The sequence below is a fragment of the Halomonas sp. SCS19 genome (assembly GCF_040147015.1).
In the GTDB taxonomy this organism is placed as follows: Bacteria; Pseudomonadota; Gammaproteobacteria; order Pseudomonadales; family Halomonadaceae; genus Halomonas; species Halomonas litopenaei.
In genome coordinates this window covers 3,522,937-3,534,667 of sequence record NZ_JAMSHN010000001.1, presented here as the reverse complement: position 1 = coordinate 3,534,667, position 11,731 = coordinate 3,522,937, and the positions used below count along the sequence as shown (strand labels likewise).

Annotated in this window: 8 protein-coding genes; 2 read left to right on the top strand and 6 right to left on the bottom strand. The window is 64.3% G+C overall.

From position 1 onward, the window contains the following. The first annotated feature begins 229 nt into the window (after positions 1–229). Both gpgS and gpgF read left to right on the top strand, forming a co-directional pair. Entirely contained in the window at positions 230–1,345 is a 1,116-nt protein-coding gene (gene gpgS, locus NFH97_RS15285; RefSeq protein WP_349625076.1) for an N-acetylglucosaminyl phosphatidylglycerol synthase, read from the top strand. After that, positions 1,338–2,399, top strand: a complete 1,062-nt coding sequence (gene gpgF, locus NFH97_RS15280; protein ID WP_260425325.1) for a glucosaminyl phosphatidylglycerol flippase — start codon at positions 1,338–1,340, stop codon at positions 2,397–2,399. The genes gpgS and gpgF overlap by 8 nt, the downstream gene beginning before the upstream one ends. A gap of 121 nt (positions 2,400–2,520) precedes the next feature. On the opposite strand, the gene sucD is transcribed toward gpgF, so the two are convergent. From sucD to NFH97_RS15250, 6 genes are all read right to left on the bottom strand, one after another. Beyond that, complete coding sequence (gene sucD / locus NFH97_RS15275; RefSeq protein WP_045992944.1) at positions 2,521–3,393, bottom strand: succinate--CoA ligase subunit alpha; 873 nt, start codon at positions 3,391–3,393, stop codon at positions 2,521–2,523. Then, positions 3,393–4,559: an ADP-forming succinate--CoA ligase subunit beta gene (gene sucC, locus NFH97_RS15270; protein ID WP_045992945.1), complete on the bottom strand. Its 1,167-nt coding sequence runs from the start codon at positions 4,557–4,559 to the stop codon at positions 3,393–3,395. Before sucC ends, sucD begins: the two co-directional genes overlap by 1 nt. A 185-nt stretch (positions 4,560–4,744) precedes the next feature. Continuing rightward, entirely contained in the window at positions 4,745–6,181 is a 1,437-nt protein-coding gene (gene lpdA / locus NFH97_RS15265; RefSeq protein ID WP_213228887.1) for a dihydrolipoyl dehydrogenase, read from the bottom strand. Positions 6,182–6,247: 66 nt separating this feature from the next. Continuing rightward, positions 6,248–7,834: a 2-oxoglutarate dehydrogenase complex dihydrolipoyllysine-residue succinyltransferase gene (gene odhB, locus NFH97_RS15260; protein WP_222517160.1), complete on the bottom strand. Its 1,587-nt coding sequence runs from the start codon at positions 7,832–7,834 to the stop codon at positions 6,248–6,250. Between the two features lie 39 nt (positions 7,835–7,873). Further along, complete coding sequence (locus tag NFH97_RS15255; RefSeq protein WP_222517159.1) at positions 7,874–10,711, bottom strand: 2-oxoglutarate dehydrogenase E1 component; 2,838 nt, start codon at positions 10,709–10,711, stop codon at positions 7,874–7,876. 300 nt (positions 10,712–11,011) lie between these two features. Continuing rightward, positions 11,012–11,722 (bottom strand): succinate dehydrogenase iron-sulfur subunit, encoded by a 711-nt coding sequence (locus NFH97_RS15250; protein ID WP_045992949.1) that lies wholly within the window; start codon positions 11,720–11,722, stop codon positions 11,012–11,014. Positions 11,723–11,731: the final 9 nt, after the last annotated feature.

Below are 11,731 nucleotides of genomic sequence, written 5' to 3'. Positions count from 1 at the left end.
GTACGAGAACACCTAACCACTACTCCGGTTCGACAAGCGCGCTTCCGGAGCGTATCGAGATCAAGGCGCCAGCGACGGAAGGCACATCCGATGCAGGGGTCAGTCCACCTCGCTTACTTCTTGCCCAGCTCATGTCGAGGATGATGACGTACTGCCCACCCCTGTCGCTGAACTGACTTATTTCCCTCGTAGGCTCATGGCAATGACGCGCTCGCCATGGAGGCCCCTTTTGCATCTCGCCGACGTCACCATGTTTCACGCCCCCGCCAGCGGCGGCGTGCGCACCTACCTTCAAGCCAAACACCGGGTGTTTTCGCGCTTCCCGCAGTTGCGCTCCAGTCTGCTGGTGCCGGGGGCCGAGCGAGACAGCCTCGGCGACCATCACCAGTTGCCTGCACTGCGCATCCCGCTGGGCCAGAGCTACCGCTTTCCGCTGCGCCGCCGGCCTTGGCGCGACGCCCTGGTGGAGCTATCGCCGGATCTGATCGAAGCCGGCGACCCCTACGTCACCGCCTGGGCGGCACTGGACGCCGGCCAGCGCCTCGGCGTGCCGGTGGTGGGCTTCTACCACTCGGACCTTCCTCGGTTGATGGGGGATCGCTTCGGGCCGATGGTGCAGCGACGGCTGGAGCGCTACGTGGTCGACCTTTACCGCCGCTTCGACAGCGTACTGGCGCCCTGCCAGGCGATGGCCGACCGTCTGACGTCCTGGGGCGTCAAACGGGTGCGGGTGCAGCCCCTTGGCGTCGATCTGGCGACCTTTCACCCGGACAGGCGCGATCCCGAGCTCAGGCGCAAGCTGGGGCTCGGCAACGACAGCCGTCTATTGGTGTTCGTCGGGCGCTACTCACGAGAGAAGAACATCGAGGTGTTGCTGGACACCGCCAGGCGCCTTGGGCCTCCCTACCACCTGCTGTTGATGGGCCCCGGCATGCCCACCGAGGTGCCCGCCAACGTCAGCGTCATCAATCGCTGCGTCGGCGTGCATGAGGTCGCCCGTGCGCTCGCCTCCAGTGATGCCCTGCTGCACGCGGGCACCCGCGAGACCTTCGGGCTGATCGCCCAGGAAGCCATGGCCAGCGGCATCCCGGTGATCGGCGCCAGGGCCGGTGCGCTGATCGAGAACGTGCCATTGGGCGGCGGCGTGCTATGTCAGCCACATTCGGCAGCCGCCATGGCCGAGGCCACCGAGGCGCTGTTCGCCAATGATCCGCAATCGGCCGGGCGCCACGCTCGGCGCTTCGTCGAGCGCCAGTTCGACTGGGACAAGGTGATGATTTCGCTGCTCAACCATTACGAAGCCGTCATCGATCCGGTCTGCCCGCGCGATCGGCGCCATGGCTAGGTTTGGGCCAACACCATCGCTGGACAGGCGCCTGCGTGCCCCTGCCGGGATGCGATCACGCCTGTGGTGGAAGGCCGCCCTGCTGATCCTGACCCTGGCCATCACCCTGCTGCTGCCGTGGTGGCTGGGGGGCGCCGGCACCTTCACTGCGGTTATCGCCTTCCCGCTGCCCCTGCTGGCGCTGATGGTAGCCCTGGCGGTGATCTGCTGGAACCTCAACGCGGCGCGCCTGCGGCTGATGCTCGACGGACGAGCCGGCCGCCTCGGTCAGGGCGGTGCCCTGGCGATCGAGATGTCGTCGAAGTTCGCGCTATGTGCCACCCCGGCCGGGGGCGGAGGCGTCGCCACCCTGCTGTGGCTGCTGGCACGCCGGGGCTATCCGCCGGCCCAGGCCTCGGCCATCTTTCTGGTCGATCAGCTCGCCGACATGCTGTTCTTCAGCCTGATGCTGGGCGTACTGGTGTCGCTGTCGATGAGCGGACTGGCCAGCTGGCCTCACCAGACCCTGGTCGAGGCCTCCCTGGCGGCGCTGCTGCTGGCGCTTGTGGTGTTTGCGGTGGTGATCGTGTGGCTACCCTGGCTGCTGCGCCATGTCCCTCCCCCTCCCTTTGTCGGCTCGGGGCCCAGGCGCTGGATGACCCGACGCCTGCTGCGCTGTCGCCGGACCCTGGCGAGTACGCTTGCGCTGCCCAAGGGCGTGCTGATGGCGATCTTCGCGCTGTGCTGCCTGCACTGGCTTGCGCGCTATAGCCTCCTGTATCTGGCGGTGCTGGGGGTGGGCGGCGGCGCCGACTGGGCCTGGACCTTTCTGGTGCAGATGCTGGCCATGGCCGCCAGCCAGTTGAGCGTGCTGCCGGGCGGCGCCGGCGCCGCGGAGGTCAGCGTAGGCGCCCTGCTGCTGCCGCTGATGGCCCGAGAGCAGGCCGCGGCGGCGGTGATCGTCTGGCGCCTGGTCAGCTACCACCTCTATCTGGTGGCGGGCGCGCCGGTGTTCGTGGCACAGGTGGTCGGCTGGTGGCGCACGCGGGCCAATCAATCGTCGCCTCGTCCCTAACGCCTTCCGCGTACTTCCCCCTTCGACCCGCCCCTTCGTCGCATCTGGTGGAGTTCCAGCCACAAAAAAGGCCACCCGGAGGTGGCCTTTATTCTGACGCTTATTCTGACGGTAGGACCGCTTACCAGCCGGTCGCTTCCTTCAGGGCGTCGCCGATCTCGGCCAGGGAGCGCACGGTCTTGACGCCCGCGGCTTCCAGGGCGGCGAACTTCTCGTCCGCGGTGCCCTTGCCACCGGCGATGATGGCGCCGGCGTGGCCCATGCGCTTGCCGGGAGGAGCGGTGACACCGGCGATGTAGGACACCACCGGCTTGGAGACGTGCTCCTTGATGTAGGCAGCAGCCTCTTCCTCGGCGGTACCGCCGATCTCACCGATCATGACGATGGCCTCGGTCGCCGGGTCCTTCTCGAACATCTCGAGGATGTCGATGAAGTTGGAGCCCGGGATCGGGTCACCGCCGATGCCCACACAGGTGGACTGGCCGAAGCCGTGGTCGGTGGTCTGCTTGACCGCTTCGTAGGTCAGGGTGCCGGAACGCGACACGATACCGACCTTGCCCGGCTTGTGGATGTGACCCGGCATGATGCCGATCTTGGTCTCGCCCGGGGTGATGACACCGGGGCAGTTCGGACCGATCAGACGCACGCCCAGCTCATCGCACTTGACCTTGACGTCCAGCATGTCGAGGGTCGGGATGCCTTCTGTGATGCACACGATCAGCTTGATGCCGGCGTTGGCGGCTTCCAGGATGGAATCCTTGCAGAACGGGGCAGGCACGTAGATCACGCTGGCCTCGGCGCCGGTCTGCTCGACGGCTTCCTTGACGGTGTTGAACACCGGCAGGCCCAGGTGCTCCTGGCCGCCCTTGCCCGGGGTCACGCCGCCGACCATCTGGGTGCCGTACTCGATGGCCTGTTCGGAGTGGAAGGTCCCCTGTCCGCCAGTGAAGCCCTGGCAGATGACCTTGGTGTTCTTGTCGATCAGGATGCTCATTACTTGCCCTCCGCTGCCTTGACGACCTGCTGAGCCGCATCGGTGAGGCTCTTGGCAGCGATGATGTTCAGACCGCTGGAGGCCAGTTTCTCGGCACCCAGCTCGGCGTTGTTACCTTCCAGACGCACCACGACCGGCACATTGACGCCGACCTGCTCGACGGCACCGATGATGCCTTCGGCGATCATGTCGCAACGAACGATGCCGCCGAAGATGTTGACCAGCACGGCCTGCACGCTGTCGTCGGACAGGATGATCTTGAACGCCTCAGCCACGCGCTCCTTGGTGGCGCCGCCGCCGACGTCAAGGAAGTTGGCCGGCTGGCCACCGTGGAGCTTGATGATGTCCATGGTGCCCATGGCCAGGCCTGCGCCGTTGACCATGCAGCCGATGTTGCCTTCCAGGGCGACGTAGTTCAGGTCCCACTGGGCAGCGTTGGCTTCACGCTCGTCTTCCTGGGACGGGTCACGCATTTCCTGCAGGTCCGGGTGACGGTACAGGGCGTTGCCGTCCAGGTTGATCTTGGCGTCGAGGCAGTGGAGGTTGCCTTCGTCGGTGATCACCAGCGGGTTGATCTCCAAAAGCGCCAGATCCTTGTCGTGGAACATCTTGGACAGACCCAGGAAGATCTTGGTGAACTGCTTCACCTGCGCGCCTTCCAGGCCGAGGGCGAAGGCCAGCTCACGCGCCTGGTAGGGCTGAGCGCCGACCAGCGGGTCGATCTCGGCCTTGAGGATCTTCTCGGGCGTCTCTTCGGCGACCTTCTCGATCTCGACACCACCTTCGGTGGAGGCCATGAAGACCACACGCTGGGTGCCACGGTCGACCACCGCGCCAAGGTACAGCTCATTGGCGATGTCGGTGCAGTTCTCGACCAGGATCTTGGCGACCGGCTGACCGTTCTCGTCGGTCTGGAAGGTCACCAGGTTCTTGCCCAGCCACTGCTCGGCGAAGGCCTTGGCCTCGTCCGGGCTCTTGATCAGCTTGACACCACCGGCCTTGCCGCGGCCACCGGCGTGGACCTGGGCCTTGACGACCCACATGTCGCCGCCGATCTTCTTGCAAGCCTCATAGGCTTCTTCGGGGGTGTCGCAGGCGAAGCCCTTGGAAACGGGCAGACCATAGTCGGCAAACAGCTGCTTGCCTTGATACTCGTGAAGGTTCATCGATTCATGCCATTGGTTGCATGTGACTCGAACGGCGACCCACCCTGCCCCGAGGGACGAAAGTCATCGGGTCGCCACCGACCGCCACCGATACATGGTCGGCGGCGATGCGCTCGCGGAAAACACCGGCAAGCCTGCCAAAACTGCACAGGCTTGCCTAGAATTACCGGGCGCTTGTTGTCTTGCTAGCGCTTCTTGCGGTTGGCCACGTGGATGGCGTGACCTTCCACCGCCAGCGCCGCCTCGTGCACCGCCTCGGACAGGCTCGGGTGCGCGTAGCAGGTAAGCGCCAGATCTTCGGCGCTGGAGCCGAATTCCATGGCGATGACGCCCTGGGCGATCAGCTCACCGGCGTGCTGACCGACGATGTGCATCCCCAGGATGCGATCGGTCTCGGCGTCGGCAATGATCTTGGCCTGGCCTTCGGTGGCGTTGTTGGCCATGGCACGGCCACTGGCGGCGAACGGGAAGCTACCGGTCTTGACCTTGATACCGGCGGACTTGGCGTCCTGCTCGTTCATGCCGACCCAGGCCACCTCGGGGTGGGTGTAGATCACGCTGGGAATGGCGTCATAGTTCATCTGCGCCTTGTGGCCTGCGATGATGTCAGCCACCATCACGCCCTCTTCGGAGGCCTTGTGGGCCAGCATCGGGCCACGCACGCAGTCACCGATGGCGTAGACGCCCGGCACGCTGGTGCGGCACTGGTCATCGACGTGGATGAAGCCGCGCTGATCCAGCTCGACGCCCAGGCCGTCGGCTACCACGCCCTTGGTGTAGGGACGACGGCCGACACAGACGATCAGCTTGTCGAAGGTCAGTTCCTTCTCGCCCTCGTTGTCCTCGTACTTGACGACGACTTCCTCACCCTTGACCTCGGAACCGGTCACGCGGGCGTTGAGCTTGATGTCCAGACCCTGCTTCTTGAGCAGCTTCTGGGTCTCCTTGGCGATGGCCGAGTCGACCATCGGCAGGAAGCTGTCCAGCGCCTCGAGCACGGTCACTTCGCTGCCCAGGCGGCTCCACACGCTGCCAAGCTCAAGGCCGATGACGCCGGCGCCGATGACGCCCAGACGCTTGGGCGTCTCCTGGAACTCGAGGGCGCCGGTGGAATCGACGATCAGACCCTCGGTCAGCGGGGTCGGCGGGATCTCCACCGGCACCGAGCCAGCGGCGATGACGATGTTGTCCGCCTCGACCGTGCTGGACTCGCCGTCCTTGTCGGTGACCTCGACCTTGTTCTTGGCCACGACCTTGCCGGTACCTTCGATGGCGGTGACGCCATTGGCCTTGAACAGCCCGGAGATGCCGCCTGTCAGCTGCTTAACGATCTTGTCCTTGCGCGCCATCATCTTGGACACGTCCATGCTGACGTCGCCGGCCTGGATGCCCATGTCGTCGAAGTCGTGCTGCGCCTCGACGAACTTGTGGGAGGCCTCGAGCAGTGCCTTGGACGGGATACAGCCCACGTTCAGGCAGGTACCGCCGTGCACCACCTTGCCTTCCTTGCCGATCCACTTCTCGACGCAGGCGGTCTTCAGACCCAGCTGAGCAGCACGGATGGCGGCCACGTAGCCACCCGGGCCCGCGCCAATGACGATCACATCATACTTGTCGGCCATGTTGGCTCCTGTTCGTTCTGTGTGCAGAGGCTCTGCAGTAAATCCCTGTCGCTGCCACGGTCAGGCTCAGATTTCCAGCAGCAGACGCGCCGGATCCTCGAGCAGCTCCTTGATGGTGACCAGGAACTGTACCGCATCCTTGCCATCGATCATGCGGTGGTCGTAGGACAGCGCCAGATACATCATCGGGCGAATCTCGACCTTGCCGTTGACCGCCATCGGACGCTCCTGGATCTTGTGCATGCCGAGGATCGCGGTCTGCGGCGGATTCAGGATCGGGGTCGACATCAGCGAGCCGAAGATGCCGCCGTTGGTGATGGTGAAGGTACCGCCCTGCATGTCCTCGATGCCCAGCTTGCCTTCGCGTCCGCGCTTGCCGAAGTCGACGATGCCCTTCTCGACGTCGGCGATCTTCATGCTGTCGGTATCGCGCAGCACCGGCACCACCAGGCCACGGTCGGTGGATACGGCCACGCCGATGTCCTGATAACCGTGGTAGACGATGTCGTCACCGTCGATGGAGGCGTTGACGTCAGGGAAGCGCTTGAGCGCCTCGGAAGCCGCCTTGACGAAGAAGCCCATGAAACCGAGCTTGACGTCGTGGGCCTTCAGGAAGGTGTCCTTGTACTGGGAGCGCAGCTCCATCACCGCACCCATGTCCACCTCATTGTAGGTGGTCAGCATGGCAGCGGTCTGCTGAGCCTGGACCAGACGCTTGGCGATGGTCTTGCGCAGACGGGTCATCGGCACGCGCTTCTCGGGGCGCTCGCCTTCCACGGCCGGGGCTGCGGTGGCGCCGGAGCTGGCCTTCTTGGCCGGCGCGGACTTCTTGGCGCCGCCGTCCTTGACCGCCTTGAGCACGTCTTCCTTGAGGACGCGACCGTCCTTGCCGGTGCCCTTGATGGCACTGACGTCGAGGTCGTGCTCGGCGATCAGCTTGCGTGCGGCAGGCGCCACGATCTTGTCGCCGACCTGCTCGTCGCTGTCGCCATCGTCGGCGCTGGCCTTGGGCGCTTCCTGGTCGGCGGTATCGGCAGAGCCACCGCCTGCCCCCACCTCGAACACCGCCAGCACGGCCTCTGACTCCACGGTGTCGCCTTCCTCGATCTTGATCTCGGCCAGGGCGCCATCTTCCGGTGCGACCACCTCGAGCACGACCTTGTCGGTCTCGATCTCGGCCAGCACTTCGTCACGCTTGACCGCTTCGCCGACCTTCTTGGTCCAGCTGGCGACGGTCCCTTCCTGCACCGACTCGGGGAAGCTCGGTGCCTTGACGTCGCGCTTCTCGCCGCCGCCCTTGGGCGCTTCGGCCGGCTTCTTCTCAGCCTTGTCGTCGGACGCTTCGGAAGCGGCTTCCTTGGCGTCGTCCTCGTCTTTCTCGGACGACTCCTCGGACGCTTCCTTGGACTCGCCGCCGCCTTCACCGATGCGGCCCAGGACCTGCTCGGACTCCACGGTGTCGCCTTCTTCCACCAGCACCTCTGACAGGGTGCCGGCTTCCACCGCCACCACCTCGAGCACGACCTTGTCGGTCTCGATCTCGACGATCAGTTCGTCACGCTCGACGCTGTCACCCGGCTTCTTGTGCCAGGTACCTACGGTGCCTTCGGCAACGGATTCCGGAAAGGATGGTGCCTTGATCTCGGTAGCCATGTCGTATCCTTAGTGTTCTCTCTCTTCCCGATGGTCGCCTTAGAGATTGAAGGCGTCTTCCACCAGTTGGCGCTGCTGTTCGGTGTGTACGGACATGTAGCCCGCCGCGGGAGCCGCCGATGCCGGACGTCCGGCAAACTTCAGCTGACCGCCCAGGCCGTCCTTGAGCGAATCGGCGACGATGCGCAGATTGTGCTGCATGGAATACCAGGCGCCCTGGTTCAGGGGCTCTTCCTGACACCAGACGATGTCGGTGACGCCGCTGTAGTCCTTGAGCGTCTCGATCAGCTCTTCCTTGGGGAACGGATAGAGCTGCTCGACGCGCACGATCGCTACATCGTCACGCAGGTTCTCCTCGCGCCAGTTGGCCAGATCGTAATAGACCTTGCCCGAGCACATGATGATCCGCTCGACCTTGGACGCATCACGCTGTCCCTGGTCGGGCAGCACCATGTTGAAGCTGCCGTTGGCGAGGTCCTCGAGGCTCGAGGTGGCTTCCTTGTGGCGCAGCAGGCTCTTCGGCGACATCACCACCAGCGGCTTGCGCAGCGGGCGAATCACCTGACGGCGCAGCAGGTGATAGATCTGCGCCGGGGTGGTCGGCACGCACACCTGCATGTTGTGCTCGGCGCACAGCTGCAGGAAGCGCTCGAGACGCGCCGAGGAGTGCTCGGGGCCCTGCCCTTCGAAACCGTGGGGCAGCAGCATGGTCAGGCCACACAGACGACCCCACTTGGTCTCGCCGGAGGAGATGAACTGGTCCACCACCACCTGGGCGCCGTTGAAGAAGTCACCGAACTGCGCTTCCCAGATCACCAGCGCGTTGGGCATGGTGGTCGAGTAGCCGTACTCGAACGCCAGCACCGCCTCCTCGGAGAGGAAGGAGTCATGGATAGTGAAACGCGGCTGACCGTCCGCCATGTGCTGAAGCGGCACGTAGGTGGAACCGTCGGCCTGGTTGTGGATCACCGCATGGCGGTGCGAGAAGGTACCGCGTCCGACATCCTGACCGGTCAGGCGAATCGGGTGTCCCTGCTCGAGCAAGGTGGCGTAGGCCAGGGTTTCGGCGAAGCCCCAGTTCATGGCCAGCCCACCGCCCTGCATCTTGCGGCGATCATCGTAGATCTTGGCGACCTGACGCTGCACCTTCACCCCGTCAGGGATCTCGCACATCTTGGCGGCAAGCTGCTTGAGCCGCTTCATGTCGAAGGTGGTATCGGCGTGCCCGGTCCACTCGTGACCGAGGTACGGCTTCCAGTCGACGAACAGTGAGGTGTTGGGTTCCTGCACCAGGGCGTTGGCCACGTGATTGCCGGCGACCAGATCATCGCGATACTTCTCGACCACCGCCTTGGCTTCGTCTTCGCTCAACACGCCCTGCTTGACCAGGCGCTCGGCGTAGATCGCACGAGAGGACGGATGGTCCTTGATCTTGCGGTACATCATCGGCTGGGTGCCGGAGGGCTCGTCGGCCTCGTTGTGGCCGCGGCGGCGGTAGCACACCAGGTCGATGACCACGTCCTTCTTGAACTGCTGACGATAGTCCAGGGCCACCTGGGTCACGTGGAGCACCGCGTCGGGATCGTCGCCGTTCACGTGCAGGATCGGCGCCTGCACCATCTTGGCGATGTCGGTGCAGTACTCGGTGGAACGCGCGTCCTCGGGATGCGACGTGGTGAAGCCGACCTGGTTGTTGATGACGATGTGCACCGTGCCACCGGTCTTGTAGGCACGGGTCTGGGACATCTGGAACGTCTCCATAACCACGCCCTGACCAGCGAAGGCGGCATCGCCATGGACGTTGATCGGCAGCACCTTGCCGCCATCGACATCGTCGCGGCGATCCTGGCGTGCGCGTACCGAGCCTTCCACCACCGGCGCCACGATTTCGAGGTGCGAGGGGTTGAAGGACATCGCCAGGTGAACCTCACCGCCCGGCGTCATCACGTTGGAGCTGAAGCCCTGGTGATACTTGACGTCACCGGAACCGCGCTCGATCAGCTTCTTGCCGTCGAACTCGTCGATCAGCTCGCCGGGGTTCTTGCCGAGGATGTTGACCAGCACGTTGAGGCGACCGCGGTGGGCCATGCCGATGACCACTTCCTTGGTGCCGTAGCTGCCCGCGCGCTGGATCAGCTCGTCCATCATCGGAATGAAGGTCTCGCCACCCTCGAGGCCGAAGCGCTTGGTGCCCGGGTACTTGGAGGCCAGATAGCTTTCCAGCCCCTCGGCCGCGGACAACCGCTCGAACAGCTGCTTGCGGCGATCATCACCATGGTCCGGAGCCGAGCGCACCGACTCGAAACGCTGCTGCAGCCAGCGCTTCTCTTCGGTGTCGACGATATGCATGAACTCGCAACCGATCGAACGGCAATAGGTGCGATCCAGCGCATCGACGATTTCCTTGAGCGGCGCCTGGTCCTTGCCCAGGAAGAAGGAACCGGTCTGGAACTCGGTATCGAGGTCGGCCTTGGACAGCTGGTGGAACGCCAGATCAAGATCAGGCACCGGCTTCGGATCACGCAGCCCCAGCGGGTCGATGTCGGCCTTCTGGTGGCCCCGGAAGCGATAGGCGTTGATCAGCTGCAGGACCTTGACCTGCTTGCGGCTCTCTTCGCTGTCGACAGGCGTGCTGCCGGCAACGGCGGTGCGACGTTCGCGGCCAAGCTGATAGAACTGATCACGGATCGGTGAGAGGGGGGTCTCGTCGGACGGGGCGCCTTCCTGGCGTGACAACTCGTCGAAGTAATCGCGCCATTCATCGGAGACGGCGCTAGGGTCGTCGAGGTACTGCTCATAGAGCGCTTCCACGTAGTGGACGTTGCTGCCCGTCACGTGAGAGGAGCGCCACATCAACTCCATTATGCCTTGTTGCATCTCTCGGTCACCCTGCACTGATGGGGTGGTAGTGGGCTCGATGCTCGTGATCTACCGCGGGCGTGGCGCAGGCCCCTCAGTGGAAGGCTTCCTGCCCATCGTCACCCTTGGCACTGACCATCATCGAGCGCCCTGGTGGTTCTGCCGCGGTCATCGGGGCCGCGGTCGATCTGCCTAGCGGTCTTGCATCATGCTCAAAAGCCGGTGCCCATGGCACCGGCTCCAGACGCTGTCATCCGGGGGCGCGACAGGATGCCGCGCCCCGGACCGAGCCCATGATAACAAGCCCGGCGCCACGATTTAAGTGGCATTCGCCAGCAACATCTCACGGATCTTGCCGATCGCCCGAGTCGGGTTAAGCCCCTTGGGGCAGACCGCCACACAGTTCATGATGCCGCGGCAACGGAATACGGAGAACGGATCCTCCAGCTCCGACAGACGCTCCTGGGTCGCCGTATCGCGGGAATCCGCGAGGAAGCGATAGGACTGCAGCAGGCCGGCGGGACCGACGAACTTCTCCGGATTCCACCAGAACGACGGGCACGAGGTCGAACAGCAGGCGCACAGGATGCACTCATACAGACCGTCGAGCTTGTCGCGCTCTTCCGGAGACTGCAGGCGCTCGATGGCCGGCGCCGGCGTGTCATTCTGCAGGTACGGCTGGATCTTCTCGTACTGCTTGTAGAACAGCGCCATATCGACCACCAGATCACGAATGACCGGCAGACCAGGCAAGGGACGCAGCACCAGCTTGTTGTTCTTGACCACCTCGGACAGCGGGGTGATACAAGCCAGGCCGTTCTTGCCGTTCATGTTCATGCCGTCACTACCGCAGACGCCTTCACGGCAGCTGCGACGGAAGGCCACGGAACTGTCGTCCTCCTTGATCATCTCAAGCAGGTTCAGCACCATCAGGTCGCGACCCTGGGTATCGACCTCGAACTCCTGCATATAAGGCGCGGAGTCGGTTTCCGGGTTGTAGCGGTACAGGGATACCTGAAGCTTGGACATGTTGACTCC

Coding starts and splice junctions, on each gene's coding strand:
- gpgF (WP_260425325.1), top strand. CDS start 1,338: ATGGCTAGGTTTGGGCCAACACCATCGCTGGACAGGCGCCTGCGTGCC.
- sucD (WP_045992944.1), bottom strand. CDS start 3,393: ATGAGCATCCTGATCGACAAGAACACCAAGGTCATCTGCCAGGGCTTC.
- sucC (WP_045992945.1), bottom strand. CDS start 4,559: ATGAACCTTCACGAGTATCAAGGCAAGCAGCTGTTTGCCGACTATGGT.
- lpdA (WP_213228887.1), bottom strand. CDS start 6,181: ATGGCCGACAAGTATGATGTGATCGTCATTGGCGCGGGCCCGGGTGGC.
- odhB (WP_222517160.1), bottom strand. CDS start 7,834: ATGGCTACCGAGATCAAGGCACCATCCTTTCCGGAATCCGTTGCCGAA.
- NFH97_RS15255 (WP_222517159.1), bottom strand. CDS start 10,711: ATGCAACAAGGCATAATGGAGTTGATGTGGCGCTCCTCTCACGTGACG.
- NFH97_RS15250 (WP_045992949.1), bottom strand. CDS start 11,722: ATGTCCAAGCTTCAGGTATCCCTGTACCGCTACAACCCGGAAACCGAC.